Below are 23,360 nucleotides of genomic sequence, written 5' to 3' on the forward strand. Positions count from 1 at the left end.
CTGATAGTTGGTGACGCGCCAGTCGACGGCGCCGGTTGTGCCGGCGCTTTCCCCTGAACCGGCAACGCCCGACGGAGCGCCGCAGCGGATTGCGCTGCGGCGCTCCGTTGCCATATGGGCTGCGCTGGGGGCGTTCATTCTGGCGGCGACCTCTGCCGTCTTCGCTTGCCTCGCGTCGCATCTGGGCGCCGGGCAAGCGGTTCCGTTGACGCTCGCGGTATGGGCGTGGCTCACGCTTTGCGCGCTCCGCTATGGGCGCGCGCAGCCCGTCGCGCTGAAAATCGGGGCGGACGGCTTGTCCGTTTGGGGCCGAACAGGCGCACTGCTGGCGCACGGACGTCTTGCCGGCTGTTCGCAGTGGAGCGGTCGCCTGCTGATTCTGACAGTCATGCCGGATCAAGGCGGCCCGCGCACGCTACTGCTTGCCGCCGACACTCTCCCGGCACCCGTCTTCCGCGAACTGGCGGTGCTGGGCCGGCGTGGCGCCGGCGCCTGACTGTAACGACTGTAACCGCTGTTACCGGCGTAACGTACCCAGTTGATGGGGACGCTACAATGGTGCCCCGCCATGCGCCCTATAGTTAACGGATTTATCAGGTGAGCGAAAAAGAAATTGATCAGGTGCTGGTCGAGCGCGTCCAGAAGGGCGACAAGGCCGCGTTCGAGCTTCTGGTCTCCAAATACCACCGCAAGATTCTCCGGCTGATCTCGCGCCTCGTGCGGGACCCCGCCGAGGTGGAAGACGTCGCCCAGGACGCCTTTATCAAGGCGTATCGGGCGCTGCCGCAGTTTCGCGGGGAATCGGCTTTTTATACGTGGTTGTACCGGATTGCCGTCAACACGGCAAAGAACTACCTTGCGACCCAAGGGCGACGCGCGCCGACCTCGACCGAAGCAGATGCTGAAGAAGCTGAAACTTTCTCGGACGCGGACCAACTAAGGGATATCAACACGCCTGAGTCGATGTTGATGAGCAAGCAGATCGCTGAGACGGTCAATGCTGCGATGGCGGTTTTACCGGAAGAGTTGCGCACCGCCATTACTCTTCGTGAAATTGAAGGTTTGAGCTATGAGGAAATCGCTGAGATGATGGGGTGCCCAATCGGCACGGTCAGATCACGAATCTTCCGCGCTCGCGAAGCCATTGCGGCAAAATTGCGTCCGTTACTTGACACACCTGAAGGCAAGCGCTGGTAAACCACCAGCCGGCCGGGCGGGGCGCGGGTGCAATATCTGGATTAGTGGTGTCACTACGAGGTATTTGTAAGATGGGGAGCATCATGGGGTCGGTCTCGATGCAATCGCAAGCCAGCTCGCGCAGCGAGCGCATGTCCGCTTTTGTCGACGGTGAGCTGGTCGGCGAAGAGCATCTGAATCTGGACGCGTTTCTTTCCGGGCTAGACGGCCAGGATCGCGCCGCCTGGTCGAGCTATCACCTGATCGGCGACGCTTTGCGTTCTGACGATCTGGCGGTGAGTCCGGCCGCGAGCAGCGCGTTCCTGAGCGGTTTTGCCGCGCGCTTCGACAACGAGCCGCACGTGTTGGCGCCTGCCGCTATGCCTGTTGCGCGTCGTTTGCTGGCGCTGCGTCGCCGTGTCGTGCCGGCCTTTGCCGTCGCGGCCGCTGCCGCCACGCTGACGTGGATCGTCGTGCCGCAACTGCAAGGCGTGCCGGGCGGTCCGGGCACGGCGCAACTCGCGTCGGTCCAGTCGCATGGCGATACGCTGCAACGCGTGGCCATGGCTTCGGTGCCGGCGGCTACCGTTCAGCCGATCGTACAAGACGCGAATATCATTCGTGACGCCAGTCTCGACCAGTATCTGGAAGCTCACCAGCAATTCGCGCAACAGCCGGTCATGCCGGGCTCGATGCCGCTGATTCGCGCTGCCGCCGTTTCTACGCAAGGCCAATAGTTTGATGCAGACTCCGCGGTTGAATAAAACGACTATCTGGGGGCGGCTGCCGGCATTTCTGTTCTGCGCAGCCGTGTTGTTGTCCGCTACACCGCGGGTCTTTGCGCAAACCGACGATCCGCTCGTCGCCCGTCGCACGGCCGCGGATCTGCTCGATCGCATCCATCAAGCCGCACAGCAGCAAAATTACGAGGGCGCATTCGTCTACCAACGCGGCAATTTCGTTCAAACGTCGCGGATCGCGCACTACGCGACCCGCGCGGATGGCGAATTCGAGCAGCTCGAAAGTCTCGACGGCAAGCCGCGCAAAATGCTGCGTCATAACGAGGAGCTCTACACGTTCGTGCCGGAGCGGCATTTGTGCGTCGTCGAAAAACGTCAGAACAAGGATTCGTTCCCGGCGCTACTGGCCGTGAGCGGCGAACAGGTGCTGTCGGTCTACGAGCCCAAGCTGCTGGGCGACGACCGTGTCGCGGGCGTCGACAGCCAGGTGATCGAGCTCGACCCGAAAGACGCCTATCGCTTTGCCTACAAGTTGTGGGCCGACAAGAAAACCGGCCTGCTGCTGCGTGCCCAGACACTCGACCCGAGCGGTCAGGTGCTCGAACAACTGTCTTTTTCGCAGATTCGCATCGGCGTGCCGGTCGACAAGGCCGGCATCGTCAACGGTATTCGTAATACGGCGGGTTGGACCGTGGTGCGCCCGCCGGTCGAGCCGGTGGACATGGCCGCGCAAGGCTGGCAGATCACGCCAACCGTGCCGGGTTTCCGCAAGATTCGTGAACTACGCCGTCCCATGGCCGCGCGTGACGCCGGCCAGCCGACCATTCCAGTGGACCAGGCGGTGTTCTCCGACGGCCTCGCGGCCATTTCGGTGTTCGTCGAGCCGGTCGAGAACAACACGCGCAAGGAAGGCGCGGGCAGCAGCGGCGCGACGCACGTGCTCGTCAAGCGTCGCGGCGACTTCTGGATTACTCTGCTGGGTGAAGTGCCCCAGACCACATTGCAGCAATTTGCGGCTGCCATAGAATACAAAGCTCCGAAGTAACCCCCCGAATCCTGAATCCCTCGGCTTGCTACGATATGACGACTTTCTCGGTGCGCAAATTCCTCGCGGCCGCGGTAGTAGCGGCGTGTTTGCCGCTCGTGCCGCATACGGCGTCGGCGGCTCCCGCCGCCAATCTGCCCGACTTCACTGACCTGGTCGACAAAGTCGGCCCGGCGGTCGTCAACATCCGCACCACCACTCGCGTGTCCAGCAGCGGTGCCCGCAGCGGTTTGCCGCCGGGTATGGACGACGGCGACATGTCGGAGTTTTTCCGGCGTTTCTTTGGCATTCCGTTGCCGCAGTCACCGCAATCGCCGGGTTCGCCGGGGGCACCCCGCGGCGGCGACAACGGCGGCAGTGGCGGCAGCCAGGACACGCCGGATAGCAGCGATCCGGAACAGAACAGCGGCGTGGGCTCGGGCTTTATCCTGTCGGCGGACGGCTACGTGATGACAAACGCGCACGTCATCGACGACGCGGACACCATTTATGTCACGCTCACCGACAAGCGCGAATTCAAGGCAAAGCTGATCGGCGTGGACGATCGCACCGACGTCGCCGTCGTCAAAATCAGCGCCGCCAATCTGCCGACCATCACGATCGGCGACTCGAACAAGGTTCGCGTCGGCGAGTGGGTGGTCGCGATCGGCTCGCCGTTCGGGCTCGAGAACACGGTGACGGCCGGTATTGTCAGCGCCAAGGGGCGCGATACGGGCGACTATCTGCCGTTCATCCAGACCGACGTGGCCGTCAACCCAGGCAACTCGGGCGGTCCGCTGATCAACATGCAGGGCGAGGTGATCGGCATCAATTCGCAGATTTACAGCCGCACCGGCGGTTTCATGGGCATTTCGTTCGCGATTCCGATCGACGAGGCGATGCGCGTGGCCGATCAGTTGAAGGCCTCGGGCAAGGTGGTGCGCGGCCGGATTGCGGTGGCGATCGGCGAAGTGACCAAAGACGTCGCCGAATCGCTTGGTCTGCCGAAGGCGCAGGGCGCGCTGGTCAGCAGCGTCGAGCCGGGCGGCCCGGCGGATAAGGCGGGTGTGCAGCCGGGCGATATCATCCTGAAATTCAACGGCCATTCGGTCGACACGGCAACCGACCTGCCGCGCATGGTTGGCGACACGAAGCCGGGTACGAAGTCGACGATCACGATCTGGCGCAAGGGCCAGACGCGCGATCTGCCGGTGACGATCGCCGAGATGCAGCCGGATAAGGCAACCAAGGCGGATCAGAAGAAGCCGCAGCCGCCCAAACAGCGCGCCACGAACGTGCTGGGTGTGGCGGTCAGCGATATCCCTGCCGATCAGTTGAAGGCGCTGAAGCTGCACAGCGGCGTGCAGATCGACGCCGTGGACGGTCCCGCAGCGCGCGTGGGCCTGCAAAAGGGCGACATCATTCTGCGGGTGGGCGACACCGACATCACGAGCGCAAAGCAGTTCGACGACGTGAGTTCGCATCTCGATTCGCAGAAGATGGTCGCGCTGCTGGTTCGCCGCGGCGAGAACACGCAGTTCGTGCCGGTCCGCCCGCGCAGCGCGCAGAAATGACAAAGACGGCGCCGCTCACGCTCTACGGGCGCGCGTGGTGCCATCTTTGCGATGACATGCGTGCCGCGCTCGCGCCCTTGCTGGCCGAATTCGGCGCGCAGGTCGAAATTGTCGACGTCGACGCGGATCCCTTGCTGGAAGCCCGTTACAACGAACTGGTGCCAGTTCTGGTCTGTGACGGCGTCGAGCTGTGTCACTATCACCTCGACGTAGCGCGGGTTCGCGCCGCGCTCGCCACGCGGGTCGCGGCGGCCTCCTGAGTTTTAGCACGAGGGTTCGAGGTGCGGCATCGACGCCGCTCCGCTCACGCCGAGTTTCACGTCTCTCCTGTCAACCCGAGTTGGCGCCGCAGCGCCGTGCTCTGGTCCCATGCAGCAGGGTTGCCCAGCTGTCTTTTCCGCCCGAGCTTCGCAAGATGCGCCGGGCGACGGCCTTTTCGGCTAAAATAGATAGGTTTTTCACCTACTTACAAGGCGTGCTCCGCTATTGTCCGAGCGCGCCTTTTTTGCTTGATCGGCACTGAATGGATCATATTCGTAACTTCTCGATCATTGCGCACATCGACCATGGCAAGTCGACGCTCGCCGATCGCATCATCCAGATTTGCGGCGGCCTGTCCGACCGCGAAATGGAATCTCAAGTGCTCGATTCGATGGATCTCGAACGCGAGCGCGGCATCACCATCAAGGCACAAACCGCCGCACTGACGTACAAGGCCCGTGACGGGCAGGTCTACAACCTGAACATGATCGACACGCCGGGCCACGTCGACTTCTCGTACGAAGTCAGCCGCTCGCTGTCCGCATGCGAAGGCGCGTTGCTGGTCGTCGATGCGAGCCAGGGCGTCGAGGCGCAAACCGTGGCCAACTGCTACACGGCGATCGAGCTCGGCGTGGACGTGATTCCGGTGCTCAACAAGATCGATCTGCCGGCGGCGAACCCCGAAAATGCGATCGCTGAAATCGAAGACGTGATCGGCATCGACGCGACCGACGCCACGCATTGCAGCGCAAAGACGGGCCTCGGCGTCGAAGACGTGCTCGAAGCACTGATCGCTAAAGTGCCGCCGCCCAAGGGCGATCCGGAAGCGCCGTTGCAGGCGCTGATCATCGACTCGTGGTTCGACAACTATGTCGGCGTTGTGATGCTGGTGCGTATCGTCAACGGCACGCTGCGTCCCAAGGACAAGATCCGTATGATGGCGACCGGCGCGCAGTACCCGGTCGAGCACATCGGCGTGTTCACGCCGAAGTCGAAGAATCTCGAATCGCTGTCGGCCGGGCAGGTGGGCTTCATCATCGCCGGCATCAAGGAATTGGCTGCTGCGAAGGTGGGCGACACCGTCACGCTGGTGAACCGTCCGGCCGCCGAGCCGCTGCCCGGATTCAAGGAGGTCAAGCCGCAGGTGTTCGCCGGCCTCTATCCGGTCGAAGCCAACCAGTACGACGCGTTGCGTGATTCGCTCGAAAAGCTGAAGCTCAACGACGCCTCGCTGATGTACGAGCCGGAAGTGTCGCAGGCGCTCGGCTTCGGTTTCCGTTGCGGCTTCCTCGGCCTGCTGCATATGGAGATCGTGCAGGAACGTCTCGAGCGCGAATTCGACATGGACCTGATCACCACGGCGCCGACCGTGGTGTACGAAGTCCTGCAACGCGACGGCACGATTCTCATGGTCGAGAATCCGGCCAAGATGCCGGAGCCGTCGAAGATCGAAGAGGTGCGCGAACCGATCGTCACCGTGAATCTGTACATGCCGCAAGACTACGTCGGCTCGGTGATCACGCTGTGCACGCAAAAGCGCGGCACGCAGATCAACATGCAGTATCACGGCCGTCAGGTGCAGTTGACCTATGAAATCCCGATGGGCGAAGTCGTGCTCGATTTCTTCGATCGTCTGAAGTCGATTTCGCGCGGCTATGCGTCGATGGATTACGAGTTCAAGGAATATCGCGCGGCAGACGTGGTGAAGGTCGACATGCTGATCAACGGCGACAAGGTCGACGCGCTGTCGGTCATCGTGCACCGTTCGCAAAGCCAGTATCGCGGCCGCGAAGTCGCGGCGAAAATGCGTGAACTGATTCCGCGTCAAATGTACGACGTGGCGATTCAGGCCACGATCGGCGCGAACATCATTGCGCGCGAAAACATTAAAGCGTTGCGTAAGAACGTGCTGGCAAAATGCTACGGCGGCGACATTTCACGTAAAAAGAAGCTGCTGGAAAAGCAAAAGGCAGGCAAGAAGCGAATGAAGCAAGTGGGATCGGTCGAGATTCCGCAAGAGGCTTTCCTCGCTATCCTGCGTGTCGAAGACAAATAAGACGAACAACGGAACCCTATGAATTTTGCGCTGATTCTTTTTGTGCTCGTCATTTTGACGGGCGTCGCATGGGTCGCAGACAAACTGGTTTTCATGCCGCAACGGCGCCGCGCGGCGGAAGCCGCGGTCGCCGAGTTCGACCGCCAGCAGGCACGCGTCGGCGAGCGTTTCGCCGACGAGAACGCGGCGCAAACGCGCGCCCGTTTGCGTGACGACAAGCTGCGCCAACCGTGGTGGCTCGAGTATTCGGCGAGTTTTTTCCCGGTGATTCTGGTGGTTTTCGTGGTGCGCTCGTTCGTGGTCGAGCCGTTCAAGATTCCGTCGGGTTCGATGGTGCCGACGCTGCTGGTGGGCGACTTCATTCTCGTCAATAAATTCGACTACGGCATCCGTCTGCCGATCACCAACACGAAGATCACCGCAGGCCGTCCGCTCCAACGCGGCGACGTGGTGGTGTTCCGCTACCCGAGAGACGAATCGGTCGACTACATCAAGCGCGTGATCGGCCTGCCTGGCGACACGGTCGCATATCAGGACAAGCAGCTCACGATCAACGGCAAGCCGGTGCCGGAAACGCCGCTGCCCGATTACCTCGACGACGAACGCATGGGTTACGCGAAGCAGTTCGAAGAAGATCTCGACGGCCGCAAGAACGCAATCCTGAACAATCCTGCGGTGCCGCCGTTTATCGTCGGCGCGGAAGATTATCCGTATCGCGACAACTGCACGTACAACGCGCGCGGTGTGATCTGCAAGGTACCGCCGGGCAACTACTTCATGATGGGCGACAACCGCGATAACAGCGCGGATAGCCGGTACTGGGGTTTTGCGCCGGACAACAATGTCGTCGGACGCGCGTTTTTTATCTGGATGAACTTCAGCAATCTGAAACGCATCGGCTCATTCAACTGAGTTCGTGTGCGTTCATTGCACGACACGCCGCGCGGTTGGCCTTTACACAGGTCACGCAGCCGCGGCGTGTTATCACGCTACTTTAAGATTCCGCGGTAACGTCGCTTCACCACGCTTTTTCCGCTGGCCGCCCCGCGTTTTCGCCGGGCCAGGCGCCCGCGTTATACTCTGCCCATGCCCCTATCTCCGTTGGAAAGCCGTCTGCGCTATGAATTTCGCAATGCGGAATTGTTGCGCCAGGCTTTAACGCACCGCAGTCACAGTTCCACGCATAACGAACGGCTCGAGTTTCTTGGCGATTCCGTTCTAAATTGCGCGGTGGCTGCGCTTTTGTTCCAACGTTTCAGCAAGCTGGACGAAGGCGACCTGTCGCGCGTCCGGGCCAATCTGGTCAAGCAGCAGTCGCTTTACGAAATCGCTCAGGCCCTCAATATTTCCGAAGGCTTGCGGCTGGGCGAAGGCGAGTTGCGCAGCGGTGGCTTCCGCCGGCCCTCCATCCTTGCTGACACGCTCGAAGCCGTGCTGGGCGCAGTGTTCCTCGACGGCGGCTTCGAAGCCGCCCAGACGGTCATCAAACGTCTTTACGTGCCGATTCTCGATCACATCGACCCGCGCACGCTCGGCAAGGATGCCAAGACGTTGCTCCAGGAATATCTGCAAGGTCACAAGATCGCGCTGCCGACCTACATCGTCGTCGCTACACATGGTGCGGCGCACAATCAGCAGTTCGAAGTCGAATGCACGGTGCCGAAGCTGGACGTGAAAGTGTCCGGTTCCGGCGCGAGCCGGCGCGCGGCGGAGCAGGCGGCGGCCAAGAAGGCACTCGACGAAGTGATGGCCGCGGCGCCCGCCATGGTCGCCAAACCCAAGCGCTCGAAAAGCGCCCGCGCGGCGAAGCATGTCGAGCCGGAGATCGTGCCCGGCGTGACCGGCGTGCAAGCCGCGCTGGATTTGCGCAGCCCGGATCGCAAGAGCGAGCGCGCAGCGGGGCGCGGCGAGGCCCGCGGAGGGGCGGCCACTGCGGAGCCGGCAGCCGAACGCCCCACGCTGACAGCCGCAGCCGCGCCGTTGGCGGTGATTCGCGCCGCGCACGTGGAGTACAGCGGACAGGACAAGGCCGAGCGCGCAGAGAAGGCGGAGAAGACGGCCGCTCACGCGGGCGACAAGTCCACAGATAAAGCCGCAGCGGAAAAAGCCTCAGAAAAGCTCGACACCAAGGCCGCTGACGCGAAACTCGCCGAAGCCAAACCGGACGCGAAACCAGAAGCCAAGCCGGACGCCGCTGCGGTCCGCAGTGTCGACAAACACCGCGGCCGCGAAGTCACACCCGGTCCCGCCGTGCCCGCGCCGAGCGCAGCGGCGGCACCGACCGAACACGAACCCGGCGTAGCCGACGCGGTGCAAACGCGCGTCGCCGACGCGGGCCATTGATTGCCATCGGCGCGCCATTCCTGCGTGTCGATCTGAACTTGCCGTAGCCCGAATATGAACGTTCCCACTCCCACTGGTTTTCGCTGCGGCATGGTCGCGATCGTCGGCCGCCCCAACGTCGGCAAGTCCACGCTGATGAACGCGCTGGTCGGCCAGAAAGTCAGTATCACGTCGCGCAAGGCGCAGACCACGCGCCATCGCATCACGGGCATCCATACGCTCGAAGACGCGCAGTATATTTTCGTCGACACGCCGGGTTTTCAGACCAAGCACAGCGGCGCGCTGAACCGTTCGCTCAATCGCGCGGTCACGTCCACGCTGACTTCGGTGGATGCGATCCTGTTCGTGATCGAAGCCGGCCGCTTCGGCCCGGACGACCAGAAAGTGCTCGACCTGATTCCGCCGTCGGTGCCCACGCTGCTGATTGCGAACAAGCTTGATCGCGTGTCGGATAAAGACTCGCTGTTCCCGTTCATGCAGCAGGTCAGCACGCTGCACAAGTTTGCCGAGATCGTGCCGCTGTCGGCGAAAAATATCGACGACATCAAACGTTTGATGGCGACCGTCAAGCCGTTCCTGCCGGAAGGCGCGCCGATCTACGGCGAAGACGACCTGACCGATCGCAGCGAGCGTTTCCTCGCCGCGGAAATTCTGCGTGAAAAAGTGTTCCGCTGGACCGGCGACGAACTGCCGTACACGAGCACCGTGCTGATCGACAAGTTCGAAACCGAAGGGCGCCTGCGCCGCATTTTCGCGACCATCATGGTCGAACGCGATACGCACAAGGCGATGATCATCGGCCAGAAGGGCGCCAAGCTGAAGCAGATCAGCACCGAAGCACGCCTCGACATGGAAAAGCTGTTCGACGGTCCGGTGTATCTGGAAACCTTTATCAAGGTGAAGAGCGGCTGGGCCGACAACGAAGCCGGACTTCGTGCGTATGGGTACGAATGACGCGTGGATGACGCTGAATTCCGACGCTGATCCGGACGACTCGGAGCCGGCCGCGCCGGCACGCGATTTGTCCCAACCCGCGTCCAAACCCGCTCGTAGCACCAGAAAAACTTCATCGACCAAAAGCGCCCAGGGCGCCGAAGGCGAGCCGCGCAAAGCGCCGCCTCGCCGCGCACCGCGCACCTCCGCATCCGACTACCGGATCGCTGAGCAACCTGCATTCGTTCTCCACAGCTATCCGTATCGCGAGACCAGTCTGATCATCGACGTGCTCTCGCGCGATCATGGTCGTCTCGCGCTCGTCGCGAAGGGCGCGAAGCGTCCGCACTCCGCGCTGCGCGGCGTGTTGCAGACCTTCCAGCCGCTCGCGCTGTCATGGTCGGGCAAATCCGAAGTTCGCACGCTGACCGGCGCGGAGTGGGTCGGCGGCATGTTGCCGCTGGCCGGTGACGCGCTGCTGTGCGGCTTCTACGTCAACGAACTGCTGGTCAAGTTCTGTGCGCGCGAAGACCCGCATCCGCAACTGTTCCATCACTACGTCGTCACGATGACGCGTCTCGCGCACGACGAACCGCCCGTGCAGGTGCTCCGTTCGTTCGAGCGCGTGCTGCTGCGCGAAACCGGCTACGCGATGGCGTTGGATCGCACCGTCGCGCGCAAGGCGGTGCGGGCCGACGGCCGCTACGTGTTCGACCCGGAGCGCGGCGTGCGCGAAGCTTCCGACGATCTGCCCGCGCAATGGCCCGTGATCGGCGGACAAACCTTGCTCGACATGGAGCAGGACGATTACCATCGAGCGCAGACCGTGGCGCAAAGCAAGACGCTGATGCGCTTTCTGCTCAACACTTACCTTGGCGGCACGCCGCTCGCGACGCGCCAGATCCTGATCGACTTGCAGAACTTATGAGCTTCTTTCTTACGTCGCCGAATGTGATTGACCTGGGCGTGAACATCGATCACGTCGCCACGCTGCGCAACGCACGCGGCACTTCCTACCCCGATCCGATCCGCGCCGCGCTGATGGCCGAAGAGGCCGGCGCGGACGTCATCACGCTGCATCTGCGCGAAGACCGCCGTCATATCGTCGATGCCGACGTGCGCAAGCTGCGCCCGCTCCTGAAAACGCGCATGAATCTCGAATGCGCGGTCACGCAGGAAATGCTCGATATCGCGTGTGAAGTGCAGCCGCACGACGTTTGCCTCGTGCCGGAAAAACGCCAGGAGTTGACGACGGAAGGCGGGCTCGACGTCGCCGGCCAGTTCGAAGCCGTGCGCGCCGCTTGCAGGCAGCTCGCAGAAGCGAACTCGCGGGTGTCGCTCTTCATCGATCCGGACGAAACGCAGATTCGTGCCGCGCACGAAGCCGGCGCCCCGGTGATCGAATTGCACACTGGCCGTTATGCCGAAGCGCACGATCCCGCCGAGCAGCAGCGCGAATTCGAGCGCGTGGTGCGCGCCGTCGAATTCGGCGCGACGCTTGGCATCAAGGTCAACGCGGGCCACGGTCTGCACTACACGAACGTCCAGCAGATTGCCGCGATCGAGGGCATCGTTGAGTTGAACATCGGCCACGCGATCGTCGCGCATGCGATCTTCGCCGGCTGGGACAATGCGGTGCGCGAGATGAAGGCGATCATGGTCGCCGCGCGTCTCGGCGCGCGCTCCTGATGCAACCTGAGGGGCCCCGCGCATGACGATCTACGGCATCGGTACGGACATCGTTCAGGTCAGCCGCGTCGGCGCGGTCATGACGCGCACCAACGGCCGCTTCGCCGAAAAGGTGCTCGGGCCGGACGAACTGCGCGTCTATCACGCGCGGCACGCCCGCTCGGCGGCGCGCGGTCTCGCGTTTCTCGCCACCCGGTTCTCTGCGAAAGAAGCGTTCTCGAAAGCGATCGGCCTCGGCATGCGCTGGCCGATGACGTGGCGCGCGCTGCAAACGCTCAACAAGCCGAGCGGCGAACCGATGGTGGTCGCATCCGGTGAGCTGGCCGAATGGCTCGACGCGCGCGGTATCACGGCGCGCGTCACGATCAGCGACGAGCGTGATTACGCGGTGTCGTTCGTGATCGCGGAAACACGGGAAGCCACGCAAGCAGCGACACCCGGCGCCGCCGAATAAAAAATACTTTGAACGCGGCGCACGCCGGCCGCGTCTTCCTTTGTTCCAGGCTTTTTTCTAGCGGAAATCGATGAAAACCATTCCCGGACCGGTGATGCTCGACGTGGTCGGCAAAACGCTGAACGACGACGACAAACGCCGCCTTGCGCATCCCATGACCGGCGGCGTGATCCTGTTCGCGCGCCACTACGAGAGCCGCGCGCAACTGATCGCGCTGACCGAATCGATCCGAGCGATCCGCGAGGATCTGCTGATCGCCGTCGATCACGAGGGCGGACGCGTGCAGCGGTTTCGCACCGACGGTTTCACGGTGCTGCCGGCCATGGGCAAGCTCGGCGCGTTGTGGGACAGCGATGTACTGCACGCCACCAAAGTGACGACGGCCGTCGGCTATATCCTCGCGGCGGAATTGCGCGCGTGCGGTATCGATATGAGCTTCACACCGGTGCTCGACCTGAACTACGGCCAGTCGCAGGTGATTGGCGACCGCTCGTTCCACCGCGATCCGCGTGTGGTGACCTTGCTGGCGAAGAGCCTCAATCATGGACTCGCGCTGGCCGGCATGAGCAATTGCGGGAAGCACTTTCCGGGGCACGGTTTCGCGCAGGCGGATTCACACGTCGCGATGCCGGTCGACGATCGTTCGCTCGAAGAAATCCTGCGTGATGACGCAGCGCCTTACGACTGGCTCGGGTTGTCTTTGGGATCGGTCATTCCCGCGCATGTGGTCTATCCGAAAATCGATTCGAAGCCCGCGGGTTTCTCGCGTATCTGGCTGCAGGAAATTCTGCGCAACAAGTTGCGCTTCGAAGGCGCGATCTTTAGTGACGATCTTTCAATGGAAGCCGCGCGCCAGGGCGGCACGCTGACCGAAGGCGCTACCGCCGCGCTGCAAGCCGGCTGTGACATGGTGCTGATCTGTAATCAGCCGGACGAGGCGGAAAAGGTGCTGAATGCGCTGCGCTTCACGCCGTCGAAGGAATCGCAACAGCGGCTCAAGCGCATGCGTCCGCGCGGCAAAGCCTTGAAGTGGAGCAAGCTGGTCGCGGAGCCTCAATATCTTCAAGCGCAGGCATTGTTGCGCAGCGCGTTTGCCTGAGTCGCGCGAGCGACGGACACGCGAGCGGGAAAAACGGCACCTCGAAGGTGCCGTTTTTTTAACCTTATCGACAAGGCTCCCACCTCGAGCCGCCGAGGCGGCGCTCAGTTCAAGCGCATGCGCTGCAGCTTGTTGTACAGCGTCTTCGGACTGATACCCAGAAGCGACGCCGCCCGGTGACGTGTACCGCCCACTGCATCAAGCGTGGCCCGAATCAGCATTTCCTCGACGTCCGCGAGCGGTGTGCCCACCGTGACCTGCACGCGGCTGCCGTTCAGATCGCGGCCATTTGCCGAGCCCGCTTCGTCGGCGCGCAACGACTCCAGCACATCGCCAGACGCGTGATACGCGCGCCGCACGCGGTCGTGCAGCTCGCGCACATTGCCGGGCCATTCATAGGTGAGACACTCGCGCAGAAAATTCGGCCCGATCTGCTTGGCGGCCTCCAGCGTGCCGCGCGTGGCTCCTTCGTGATTCTGCTCGTCGACGACCGCCTGAGCGATTAGCGCCGGATCTTCGCCGCGCTCGCGCAGCGGCGGCAGCGTCACGGCGGCCGCTTCGAGCCGCAGCGCCAGATCTGCGTGCAGGCTGCCATCAGCTACTGCCTCGCGCGGCACCTTGCGCGTCGAGGCGATCAGCCGGAAATCCGTCACGACCTGATTCGTGCCGCCGACGCGCATGAAGGTTTGCGAATCGAGCGCGCGCAACAGCGCTTCCTGCTGATCGCGCGGTAATTCCGCGATTTCGTCGATGAACAGCGTGCCGCCGCTCGCCTGCTCGAAGAGGCCCGGCTCGCGCTGCTCGGCGCCGCTGAACGCACCGCGTTCGTGGCCGAACAGCAGACTGTCGAGCGAGCGATTCGCGCTGTTGGCCGTCCGGCAATCGAGCGTGACGAACGGGCCTTTACGGCGCCGGCTCATATCGTGGATGGTGCGCGCCGCCATTTGCTTGCCGGTGCCGGTTTCGCCGGAAATCAGCACGGCGGCTTCAGTCGGCGCAATGTGCTCGATCGTGTCATAGACATGCTGAATCGCGCTGCTACGGCCGAGCATGGAACCGAAACGGCCGAGTTGGCGTAGCGACGCGCGCAGCGTCTGCACTTCTTCGGTCAGTTCGTACGGCCGCGGAATGCGCGCGAGCAGACTGCGCAAGCGTGGAATGTTGACCGGCTTCAGGAGGTAGTCCCAGATGCCGTGCCGCAAACCTTCGATCGCGCTTTCCACCGTCGCATTGCCGGTCATTACGATCACGGGCAAGGCGCCGCCGGGCGGATGCGCGGGCAGATGCTGCAGCAGGTCGAGCCCGCTGCCGTCCGGCAGGTTCAGGTCGACCAGCACGACGTCGGGAATGAAGCGTGTCAAGGCGGCCCGGGCCTCCGCGATGGTGGTCGCCGTGTCGACGGAGAAGCCGTCGGCGGCGAGGATGGCGGACAGGCCTGACAGGCTATTAGGATCGTCTTCAACAATCAGGGCGTGTGGCATGGCGAGCGCAATTTTTTAAATGGATGGAATCCCCAGCCCGCTGCGCCAATAATTCGGCGCGCGGCACTAGGCGCGATGCAGGCCGGTATCTCCGATCGAATTGCGTGTCGCGCCGCCAAACTCGTCTTGCGCGCTGCAAGAGGGGCCGGATGGCACCGTCTGGCACTGCGGCGCGTACAACCATCAAACAGTCAGGCAGGCGCACGGCGATTCGATTCGAGTACTTCTGGTCCTTTGCGTTATCACACTGCGGCGCCCATCCTGACCTCTTGTAAGCTTGGTAAGCGTGGGCGGGCACCTGTATTTCCTTCACTCGGCCTGTCAGAAATCCCGATTGCTATCGAAAAACCGGCGTACTTCCAGTTCCGCCTGTTCGCGCGTCTTGCCGTAGCGTTCCTGGATCAGACCCGCAAGCTTGTCGGCGCGGCCTTCGGCTTTGGTCAATTCGTCGTCCGTCAGTTCGCCCCATGCAGTCTTGGCCTTGCCGACTATCTGCTTCCACTTGCCTTCAGCGATGTCGTTATTCATGTGGCATCTCCCGAGTTGAAGAAATTAAAGCCTTACTGGCCTATACCCAAGAGAAGCATGAACTGTACCATCATGATTTACTTAAACTAATCAATGGTCTGCTGAGCGGATCATGGGAAAATTTGGGACGCCGGTGTGCAATTCCGAGAAAATCGCCGGTAAAGTTTTCCTTAACCATACACGGCAGCACGAAAAAGAAAAAGCGCCCAATGTGGGCGCTTTTTTTTGCCATTTTTTTCTCAGCGCCGCGGTTGCGGCGCTGGATTCAGGCGAGCAGGGCGCTTAAGCGCGGCTGCGGTACTCGTGCGTACGCGTGTCGATTTCGATCTTGTCGCCGATGTTGCAGAAGAGCGGCACTTGCAGTTCGAAACCGGTGGTCAGCTTGGCGTTCTTCAACACCTTGCCCGACGACGTATCGCCCTTGACAGCCGGTTCCGTATAGATGATTTCGCGGACCAGCGTGGTCGGCAGTTCGACCGAGATGGCTTTCTCGTTGTAGAACACGACTTCGCAAGCCATGCCGTCTTCGAGGTAATGAAGGGCGTCGCCCATCATTTCGGCTTCGACTTCGAACTGGTTGTAGTCGGCGTCCATGAACACGTACATCGGGTCAGCGAAGTACGAGTACGTGACTTCCTTGCGTTCCAGCACGACGACGTCGAACTTGTCGTCAGCCTTGTACACGCTTTCCATGCCTGCGCCGGTCAGCAGGTTCTTGAACTTCATCTTGACGACGGCGGAGTTGCGGCCCGATTTGTTGTATTCGGCCTTTTGCACAACCATTGCGTCTGCGCCGATCATCACGACGTTACCGGTGCGGAGTTCCTGTGCGGTCTTCATAAAACTGTCCTGTACGAAATAAGTAGCTTCAACTTTTGCTCAACGGCATACGGCGCAAGCGGCTTCGGCGTTTCGCCCACTGCGCGCCGCGCCGACTGGAATGGCTCGGCGGGTTGCGGGCGAATCAAGGCGTGGCCGGCTTGCCGCGGAGACTGGCTCTCGGGCCGCAACCTTCGGCCTGTGCCATTCCCAGCAATCCGTTACCTGCTTTTTACCCTGTGCGGGCGGGTACACGAGTGGCGCCGATCCGCAACATACGTCCCTTTTTTGACATTTCCGCCATTCAGACTTTGATGTGGGGACTGTCTCGCATCTTTCGATACGGGTCGACGGGCCGGTCAAGCCAAATGGCCGGATTCTGCCGCTGCGATCGGGCCGCGCTTGCGTCGTCGGCCGTTGGATAACCGCTTATTTTAACTGAGTTTTTGCGAACAAGGCCAGATTTCCGGCGAGGTCGCCCACTTGAGCCAGCTCGCCGGCCCATTCGCCAGCACGGCGCTCGAGCGCCGGGGCGTGGCGCTGCAATTGCGCCCAGTCCGGTCGGCCCGCGCCGTTCCACGCGTGCCAGAAGCGGCCAAGGGCGTCGCGCGCGTCGGCGGACAGGGTGCGCGCGTAGTGCGCGAGAGCCGCGTCGAGCTTCGGCAGATGGGCGTCGTCGGCTTGCGGGTAGATGTGCCAGACGAACGGTTTGGCGGCCCATTGAGCCCGAACGAACGAATCTTCGCCGCGCACGAAATTGATGTCGCTGACCCATAGCAGCGTGTCGTAGCCGGTCTGGTCGGTAAAGGCGAGCGCGTGCGCGCTGAGGTTTCCGCGCACGGCGTGCGAACCGGCAGCGAACGAGGGCAGGTCGAAGAAGCGCGCGAGCGCCCCAGAGATGCGGCCTTCGGGCACCAGCAGCACGACCGGGCTGGCGCCGTCGCGCCATTGTTCGAGCAGGCTGTCGACGGCGGGGTTCTCGTAGGCGAACAGCGACACGACGGTGGCCGCGGCGGGCGGCGGCGCGTGGCCGGTGGCTTCACGCCACCACGCTTCGCGCGCGGTGGGCGAACTCTCGAACGCGGCGCGCGCGCCGTCGAGATGCCGTTCCTTCAGCACACCGCCGGTGCCCGGGCCCAGGCCGGGGAAAAAGAAAGTCTTGGTCAGCGCATAGCGCGGGTGAGGCGAGGGCCGTAAATGAAAATCCGCCACCCAGTCCTCGGCGCTCAAATATTCGAGGTTGATCCAGACGGGCGTGCGCGTGCGCGCGGCCATTGCGGCGACATAGACAGGTGGCAGTTCGCAGCCGAATGCTTCGATCACGACGTCGGCCACTTCGAGCGTATCGCCCGCATGGGCCGGCTCGCGCCAGTGTTCGACGACGATGCCGCTCACCGTCTGGCGGGCGCGCTCCAGCGTCAGGGCTGGGCACAGCTTCTGAAACGCATGCAGGTCGTCGACGAACACGCGCACCTGCCAGCCGTGTTCGCTGGCGAGTTGGCGCGCAAGTCGCCAGCACACACCGATGTCGCCGAAATTGTCGATCACCGCGCAGAAGATGTCGCAAGCGATTGCCGTGGAGGCGTCAGCAGCGTGGTCGGGAAGAGGCGGGGCGGAGGACATGATGGCCTGAGTCGCGGATTGGAACGGATGGAGGGAGCGGTACGGTTCGAGCCGTCTGAACCTGCTGCGTCGCGGCGTGACCGGCTGCCGCGGGTGCGTGGTCCGATTCGGGGCAACAGGGTTCGAACGCACGCGGAATGTTCTAAACTGGCGATTCTAAAGCACCCGTTCACGATTGCGCGCGCGACGCACATTGAGGTTCGCCGAGGCGCGCGGCACGCGGGGCAACGCTTCGCAAGACCGTCCCACCCAACCGATTCTGCATGACTGAACCCGAAGCAACCGACGCTTTCGAGCCGAAAAAAGTGCTCACCCAACTGCCGCATCTGCCCGGCGTCTATCGCTATTACGATACGCACGGCGCGGTGCTTTACGTGGGTAAGGCACGCGACCTGAAAAAGCGCGTCTCGAGCTATTTCACGAAGACGCAACTGTCGCCGCGTATCGCGATGATGGTGACGCGCATTGCGCGCATCGAGACGACCGTCACGCGCTCCGAGGCCGAAGCGCTGCTGCTCGAAAACAATCTGATCAAGGCGCTGGCGCCGCGCTACAACATTCTGTTTCGCGACGACAAGTCGTATCCGTACCTCAAGCTCACCGGGCACAAGTTTCCGCGCATGGCGTATTACCGTGGCGCGGTGGATCGCAAGAATCAGTACTTCGGTCCGTTTCCGAGTGCATGGGCGGTGCGCGAGAGCATCCAGATCCTGCAGCGCGTGTTCCAGTTGCGCACCTGCGAAGACTCGGTGTTCAACAATCGCACGCGGCCCTGTTTGCTGCATCAGATCGGCCGTTGTACGGCGCCGTGCGTCGCGGCCATCAGCGAAGAGGATTACGCGCGCGACGTCGCCAACGCGTCGCGCTTTCTGCTCGGCCGTCAAGGCGAAGTGATGAGCGAACTCGAGCAGAAGATGCACGCCTTCGCGAGCGAACTGAAGTTCGAGCAGGCTGCGGCGGTGCGTAACCAGATGAGCTCGCTGTCGACGGTGCTGCATCAGCAGGCGATCGAAGTCGGCAGCGACAGCGACGTCGATATTCTCGCGGTGGTCGCGCTGGGCGGGCGTGTGTGCGTGAATCTGGCGATGGTGCGCGGCGGACGGCATCTGGGTGACAAGGCGTATTTCCCGGCGCATGTGGAAAGCGCGCTGACGGCGGATGAGGGTGGTCTGGAAGAAGACGGCGAGGTGTTGGCTGCTGCACCAGGCTCGCTCGGTGAAGCGGGCGTGGACGATGCGGCGGAATCAGCTGCTACCGCGGACGCGCTGGCAATCGCGCAAGATATGCCGCCGGAAGACGAAGAGCGCGAAACTGACGAGCAGGACGAACAGGACGGCGAACCCGAAGAACCCGAATCGGACTCCGAACCCGCGAAGCCGCGCAAAGGCCGCGCCCGCGCGGCCGGCGGCATCGAATCCGAGGTCCTCGAAGCGTTCATCGCGCAGCACTACCTGGGCAATCGCGTGCCGCCGGTGCTGGTGGTCAGCCACGCGCCCGCTACACGCGAACTGGTCGACGTGCTGATCGAGCAGGCCGGGCACAAGGTAACCGTGCTGCGTCAGCCGCAAGGACAGCGGCGCGCCTGGCTCGCCATGGCCGAGCAGAATGCGCGGCTCGCGCTCGCGCGCCTGCTCTCGGAACAGGGTTCGCAGCAGGCCCGCACGCGCGCGCTCACCGACACGCTCGGCATGGAGTGCGACGATCTTGCGCATCTGCGCATCGAATGTTTCGACATCAGCCACACCATGGGCGAGGCGACGCAGGCATCGTGCGTGGTGTATCACCATCACAAGATGCAGTCCTCGGAATATCGCCGGTACAACATTACCGGCATTACGCCCGGCGACGATTACGCCGCGATGCGCCAGGTCCTCACGCGCCGCTACGAGAAGATGGTGGCGCAAGCCGCTGCGAATGCCGCTGATGAAGCCGCCGAATTGCAAAACGACGCGGCCGCGGATCCGTCGCTCGCGCCGGACGCCGCGGAGCCGGTCGCCGCGGGCGGCGTCTTGCCGACCATCGTGCTGATCGACGGCGGCAAGGGTCAGGTCGAAATCGCGCGCCAGGTGTTCACGGAACTGGGTCTCGATACCGGCATGCTGGTCGGCGTCGCGAAGGGCGAGGGACGCAAGGTCGGCCTCGAAACGCTCATCTTCGCCGACGGCCGCGGGCCGCTCGAACTCGGCAAGGAAAGCGCCGCGCTGATGCTGGTCGCGCAGATCCGCGACGAAGCGCACCGCTTCGCAATCACCGGCATGCGCGCGAAGCGCGGCAAAACGCGCCAGACCTCGCGGCTCGAAGAGCTCGAAGGGGTGGGCGCGAAGCGGCGCCAGCGGCTGCTCGCGCGCTTTGGCGGACTGCGCGGCGTGGTCGCCGCCAGTGTCGACGATCTGGCGAGCGTCGAAGGCATTTCGCAGGCGCTCGCGGAGCAGATTTACCGCCAGTTGCATTGATTGCGGCGGGTCCGGCCGGCCGCTCGCACCTTTCGAGCGGCACGTGCGCGAGGATCCGCGCGCCGCTTTGCTTGTGGCAGGCCCTGTGACACGGCACAATTGCATCTCCCTCGTCAGACGCTGCGCCTGCCCATGCCGTTTAATTTCCCGATTTTCCTGACTTGGCTGCGGATCGTCCTGATTCCGCTCGTCGTCGGCGTGTTCTATTTGCCCGACATGATGATGAGCCCCGCGCACCGCAATCTGGCGGCCGCGACGATCTTCATTCTGGCGGCGTTGACCGACTGGTTCGACGGCTTTCTGGCGCGCAAATGGAATCAGACTTCGGCATTCGGCGCGTTTCTCGACCCGGTCGCCGACAAGCTGATGGTGACCGCCGCGTTGCTGGTGCTCGTGCAGCTCGCGCGAATCGATTCGGCCATTGCGCTCGTGATCGTCGGGCGCGAGATTGCGATTTCGGCGCTGCGTGAGTGGATGGCGCAGATCGGCGCGTCGAAGAGCGTCGCAGTCAATTCTCTCGGCAAGTTCAAGACCGTTTGTCAGATGGTCGCGATTCCCATGCTGCTGTTTTATGGGCCACTGCCGTTCGGTGGGGGCGTGGTGATCGATACGCGCGTGTGGGGCCTGTGGCTCATCTATCTGGCCGCGTTCCTGACGATCTGGTCGATGCTCTACTACATGAAGCTCGCATGGCCGCAGATTCGCGAGAGGAGCGGTGTGGCCTGATCGCTCGCCGTTGCGGAAGACGTCCGGTGCGTGCCCGAACTTCGCGGCAACATGAGTGAAATCTGTTCAGCAAAAGAGATTCGCAAAAGGGGGTTGACACGTTTCAGTCGTTTCTCCATAATCTCGTTTCTCCGATGCACGCAGTTCGAAACGTCGGTGGCAGTAAGAGAGTAGTTGCAGTAACAAGGCAGCAGTTAGTAAGTAATAAGCAGGCAAAAGCAGCACAATGCGGGAGTAGCTCAGTTGGTAGAGCGCAACCTTGCCAAGGTTGAGGTCGCGAGTTCGAGCCTCGTCTCCCGCTCCAAATTTTTAAAGCAGTGCGTTGTTTGGCGAAGTAAAAAGGCAGCGCGTTGTGAAGCAGTGCAATGCGGGAGTAGCTCAGTTGGTAGAGCGCAACCTTGCCAAGGTTGAGGTCGCGAGTTCGAGCCTCGTCTCCCGCTCCATACATAAGGGGAAGCAGTGCTTCCCTTTTTGTTTGGTGGTCCGGTCCTTCCGGTTATCCGCCAGACAGAATCTGCGAATCTGTTGCTAGGTTCCAGTCCGCTTGCGGCGCGATAGCAAAGCGGTTATGCAGCGGCCTGCAAAGCCGTTTAGGCCGGTTCGACTCCGGCTCGCGCCTCCAGTAGTTGATGCAAAGAAAAGCCCCGACTTGTCGGGGCTTTTCTTTTTTGTGCGCGCTCCGTCAGCGCGGATGCAGATGCTCACGCTACGCATGTGTAGCGGTCTCACCTCTGGTGCTGCACATATCAGCGTCGGCCCGCGCGATCATCAGCGGGTTCAGCGCGAGTCCATCCTTGCTTGCAGCCAACCTCGAACCGGTCCCGCGAATCTCATGCCTGCCGAGTCATAGCCAACGCGGCGCCGCTCGCCTGAACCTTATGCCGTTTGCCAATCGCTTCTCGCGTACTTTCGTTTTTATTTAATTGCCTTTCATATTTATTTTAGTAGTGGAACTGCGCTCGGTTTGCAGTATTGATTGCCATCGGTAATTGCCGATAATGTACAGTGGCAATGCACATTCGCGCATTTAACGCATGGCTGCAATCTACCTGAATGGATGGCGATGTTTTTTCATCGTGAATGAATGGGGCAATGCAAACCCGCTACAACTACTACATCTCGACCAATGAAAAAAACGATAACCGCAGCCGTGCTGTTGACCGTCTGTTTGCCGATATTGGCCATTGCTCAGTCGGCGCCGCCTCCGGTCCTCAAGACCGGCGACACCTGGACTTACGTCAATACGTTTGAAAAAGCGCCTTCGGTCTGGCGCCAGACGCACGATGAGGTGACCGTTTTGCGCGCCACGTCGTCGCACATTTACTATGAGTCGAAGCCGTCGGGTTCGACTCAGGCGGCGAACGAACTGATCGCGGGCGCGGACTGGAGTCGCGAGCGCAGCGTGAACGGCACCGAAATGGTGGTCAACCGGCCACTCGCGTTCCCGTTATCGCCGGGTAAAACCTGGAGCATCGACTACGCGGAACAGCATCCCAACAAGATGCACGCCTTGGAGAAGTGGCGCACCCAATATCGGGTCGTGGACACGGAAACGGTCGAAGTGCCGGCGGGCAAATTCCAGGCGATCAAGGTGGAAGCGGAGGGCGACTGGACCGCGCAACTCGAGCCGACACAGACCGTCACACAGGCCGTGCAGGTCCAGCAGGGCGATACGGCCATGGTGACGCATGCACAGAAAACCGGCCCGGTTCAGGCAACCGGGCGTACTTATAAAGCAATCTGGTATGTGCCCGAAATTGGCCGGTGGGTAAAATCAGTGGAAGAGTATTACGCCAGCAATGGAGTGCGAAACGAGCGCTATACGAGCGAACTGGAGTCGTTCAAAAGAAGCGCCGAATAATCTGCCGCGTGTGAGTATCAAGCGGAAGGATTTTTCCTGCGAGAAGCCCCGGGCAATCCGGGGCTTTATTTTTGTTGACCACTTCGAAATTTGCCGGAAATGCGTATGCAGGATATCGTCCGCCGCTCGCTTTATTTACGCGTGATCTACGCGCTTTGCCTGGCCGGCGCCACGTGGACGTATCTTCAGGCGGTGCTGACGCATGGCCTCTCGTGGGACTACGGCAACGCCGCGCTCTTTACGCGCATCTACTGGACTTCTCTGCTCTTCATCGATCCTGTTACCGCGTTGCTGCTGCTAGTCTCTCCGGTAATAGGGTTGATTCTTTGCATTGCCGTTATCGTCACGGATGTGGCGCACAATTCGTGGTTCGCGCCGCATCACCCGATCCGTATGGATCTGTATCTGTCGCAGATCGTCTTTCTGCTGTTCGTCGCCTTCACCGTGCGTACGGCCTGGCGAGGCGCGGCGAGCCGGTGCGCCGCGCCGCACGTGATCGGTTGAACGGCGGCCCAGCTTC

Annotated in this window: 23 protein-coding genes and 3 tRNA genes; 22 read left to right on the top strand and 4 right to left on the bottom strand. The window is 62.1% G+C overall.

Annotated features, from left to right (window positions below; genetic code table 11):
• Nucleotides 1–10 precede the first annotated feature (10 nt).
• From BLW71_RS00485 to nagZ, 14 genes are all read left to right on the top strand, one after another.
• A complete protein-coding gene (locus tag BLW71_RS00485; protein WP_353615877.1) occupies nucleotides 11–496 on the top strand; it encodes a hypothetical protein in 486 nt (161 codons plus the stop codon).
• A gap of 101 nt (nucleotides 497–597) precedes the next feature.
• A complete protein-coding gene (gene rpoE / locus BLW71_RS00490; protein WP_006051939.1) occupies nucleotides 598–1,197 on the top strand; it encodes an RNA polymerase sigma factor RpoE in 600 nt (199 codons plus the stop codon).
• Between the two features lie 83 nt (nucleotides 1,198–1,280).
• Nucleotides 1,281–1,913 carry a sigma-E factor negative regulatory protein gene (locus BLW71_RS00495; protein WP_091792562.1) on the top strand — a complete coding sequence of 211 codons (633 nt, stop codon included), beginning with the start codon at nucleotides 1,281–1,283 and terminating at the stop codon, nucleotides 1,911–1,913.
• 4 nt (nucleotides 1,914–1,917) lie between these two features.
• Complete coding sequence (locus BLW71_RS00500) at nucleotides 1,918–2,961, top strand: MucB/RseB C-terminal domain-containing protein (protein ID WP_091800186.1); 1,044 nt, start codon at nucleotides 1,918–1,920, stop codon at nucleotides 2,959–2,961.
• A 35-nt stretch (nucleotides 2,962–2,996) separates the two neighbouring features.
• Nucleotides 2,997–4,514: a DegQ family serine endoprotease gene (locus tag BLW71_RS00505; protein WP_091792563.1), complete on the top strand. Its 1,518-nt coding sequence runs from the start codon at nucleotides 2,997–2,999 to the stop codon at nucleotides 4,512–4,514.
• A complete protein-coding gene (locus BLW71_RS00510; protein WP_091792564.1) occupies nucleotides 4,511–4,774 on the top strand; it encodes a glutaredoxin family protein in 264 nt (87 codons plus the stop codon). Before BLW71_RS00505 ends, BLW71_RS00510 begins: the two co-directional genes overlap by 4 nt.
• Nucleotides 4,775–5,037: 263 nt before the next feature.
• The gene (lepA, locus tag BLW71_RS00515; protein ID WP_091792565.1) at nucleotides 5,038–6,831 is read left to right on the top strand and encodes a translation elongation factor 4; all 1,794 of its coding nucleotides are present in this window, start codon (nucleotides 5,038–5,040) and stop codon (nucleotides 6,829–6,831) included.
• 18 nt (nucleotides 6,832–6,849) lie between these two features.
• Nucleotides 6,850–7,743 carry a signal peptidase I gene (gene lepB / locus BLW71_RS00520; RefSeq protein ID WP_091792566.1) on the top strand — a complete coding sequence of 298 codons (894 nt, stop codon included), beginning with the start codon at nucleotides 6,850–6,852 and terminating at the stop codon, nucleotides 7,741–7,743.
• A 174-nt stretch (nucleotides 7,744–7,917) separates the two neighbouring features.
• Nucleotides 7,918–9,174 (top strand): ribonuclease III, encoded by a 1,257-nt coding sequence (gene rnc, locus BLW71_RS00525; protein WP_091792567.1) that lies wholly within the window; start codon nucleotides 7,918–7,920, stop codon nucleotides 9,172–9,174.
• 54 nt (nucleotides 9,175–9,228) lie between these two features.
• Nucleotides 9,229–10,128, top strand: a complete 900-nt coding sequence (era, locus tag BLW71_RS00530) for a GTPase Era (RefSeq protein ID WP_091792568.1) — start codon at nucleotides 9,229–9,231, stop codon at nucleotides 10,126–10,128.
• Nucleotides 10,115–11,035: a DNA repair protein RecO gene (gene recO / locus BLW71_RS00535; RefSeq protein ID WP_091792569.1), complete on the top strand. Its 921-nt coding sequence runs from the start codon at nucleotides 10,115–10,117 to the stop codon at nucleotides 11,033–11,035. Before era ends, recO begins: the two co-directional genes overlap by 14 nt.
• The gene (gene pdxJ / locus BLW71_RS00540; RefSeq protein WP_091792570.1) at nucleotides 11,032–11,796 is read left to right on the top strand and encodes a pyridoxine 5'-phosphate synthase; all 765 of its coding nucleotides are present in this window, start codon (nucleotides 11,032–11,034) and stop codon (nucleotides 11,794–11,796) included. Before recO ends, pdxJ begins: the two co-directional genes overlap by 4 nt.
• Before the next feature lie 22 nt (nucleotides 11,797–11,818).
• Complete coding sequence (acpS, locus tag BLW71_RS00545; RefSeq protein ID WP_091792571.1) at nucleotides 11,819–12,250, top strand: holo-ACP synthase; 432 nt, start codon at nucleotides 11,819–11,821, stop codon at nucleotides 12,248–12,250.
• Between the two features lie 70 nt (nucleotides 12,251–12,320).
• A complete protein-coding gene (gene nagZ / locus BLW71_RS00550) occupies nucleotides 12,321–13,349 on the top strand; it encodes a beta-N-acetylhexosaminidase (RefSeq protein WP_091792572.1) in 1,029 nt (342 codons plus the stop codon).
• Between the two features lie 104 nt (nucleotides 13,350–13,453).
• Here nagZ and BLW71_RS00555 read toward each other — a convergent pair whose 3' ends face one another.
• Entirely contained in the window at nucleotides 13,454–14,830 is a 1,377-nt protein-coding gene (locus tag BLW71_RS00555) for a sigma-54-dependent transcriptional regulator (RefSeq protein ID WP_091792573.1), read from the bottom strand.
• Between the two features lie 321 nt (nucleotides 14,831–15,151).
• A complete protein-coding gene (locus BLW71_RS00560; RefSeq protein WP_091792574.1) occupies nucleotides 15,152–15,358 on the bottom strand; it encodes a CsbD family protein in 207 nt (68 codons plus the stop codon).
• 112 nt (nucleotides 15,359–15,470) lie between these two features.
• Here BLW71_RS00560 and BLW71_RS41475 point away from each other — a divergent pair, with 112 nt between their 5' ends.
• Complete coding sequence (locus BLW71_RS41475) at nucleotides 15,471–15,644, top strand: hypothetical protein (protein ID WP_177204937.1); 174 nt, start codon at nucleotides 15,471–15,473, stop codon at nucleotides 15,642–15,644.
• On the opposite strand, the gene efp is transcribed toward BLW71_RS41475, so the two are convergent.
• Nucleotides 15,641–16,198 (bottom strand): elongation factor P, encoded by a 558-nt coding sequence (gene efp / locus BLW71_RS00565; protein ID WP_091792575.1) that lies wholly within the window; start codon nucleotides 16,196–16,198, stop codon nucleotides 15,641–15,643. The two genes, BLW71_RS41475 and efp, sit on opposite strands and share 4 nt — an antisense overlap.
• Nucleotides 16,199–16,606: 408 nt before the next feature.
• The gene (earP, locus tag BLW71_RS00570; protein ID WP_091792576.1) at nucleotides 16,607–17,800 is read right to left on the bottom strand and encodes an elongation factor P maturation arginine rhamnosyltransferase EarP; all 1,194 of its coding nucleotides are present in this window, start codon (nucleotides 17,798–17,800) and stop codon (nucleotides 16,607–16,609) included.
• Nucleotides 17,801–18,063: 263 nt separating this feature from the next.
• Between earP and uvrC the strand changes: the two genes are divergently transcribed.
• The 7 genes from uvrC to BLW71_RS00605 all read left to right on the top strand — a co-directional run bounded on the left by uvrC (nucleotide 18,064) and on the right by BLW71_RS00605 (nucleotide 23,344).
• Nucleotides 18,064–20,253 (top strand): excinuclease ABC subunit UvrC, encoded by a 2,190-nt coding sequence (gene uvrC / locus BLW71_RS00575; RefSeq protein ID WP_091792577.1) that lies wholly within the window; start codon nucleotides 18,064–18,066, stop codon nucleotides 20,251–20,253.
• A gap of 132 nt (nucleotides 20,254–20,385) precedes the next feature.
• Nucleotides 20,386–20,979, top strand: coding sequence for a CDP-diacylglycerol--glycerol-3-phosphate 3-phosphatidyltransferase (gene pgsA / locus BLW71_RS00580; RefSeq protein WP_091792578.1), 594 nt, complete (start codon nucleotides 20,386–20,388; stop codon nucleotides 20,977–20,979).
• Nucleotides 20,980–21,207: 228 nt separating this feature from the next.
• A tRNA-Gly gene (locus tag BLW71_RS00585) sits at nucleotides 21,208–21,283 on the top strand.
• Nucleotides 21,284–21,346: 63 nt separating this feature from the next.
• Nucleotides 21,347–21,422: transfer RNA gene (locus BLW71_RS00590), tRNA-Gly, on the top strand.
• Nucleotides 21,423–21,527: 105 nt separating this feature from the next.
• Nucleotides 21,528–21,601, top strand: a tRNA-Cys gene (locus BLW71_RS00595).
• Between the two features lie 504 nt (nucleotides 21,602–22,105).
• Nucleotides 22,106–22,840 (top strand): hypothetical protein, encoded by a 735-nt coding sequence (locus BLW71_RS00600; protein ID WP_091792579.1) that lies wholly within the window; start codon nucleotides 22,106–22,108, stop codon nucleotides 22,838–22,840.
• A 105-nt stretch (nucleotides 22,841–22,945) separates the two neighbouring features.
• Nucleotides 22,946–23,344 carry a hypothetical protein gene (locus tag BLW71_RS00605; RefSeq protein WP_091792580.1) on the top strand — a complete coding sequence of 133 codons (399 nt, stop codon included), beginning with the start codon at nucleotides 22,946–22,948 and terminating at the stop codon, nucleotides 23,342–23,344.
• Nucleotides 23,345–23,360: the final 16 nt, after the last annotated feature.

This window comes from Burkholderia sp. WP9, from assembly GCF_900104795.1.
Classification (GTDB): domain Bacteria; phylum Pseudomonadota; class Gammaproteobacteria; order Burkholderiales; family Burkholderiaceae; genus Paraburkholderia.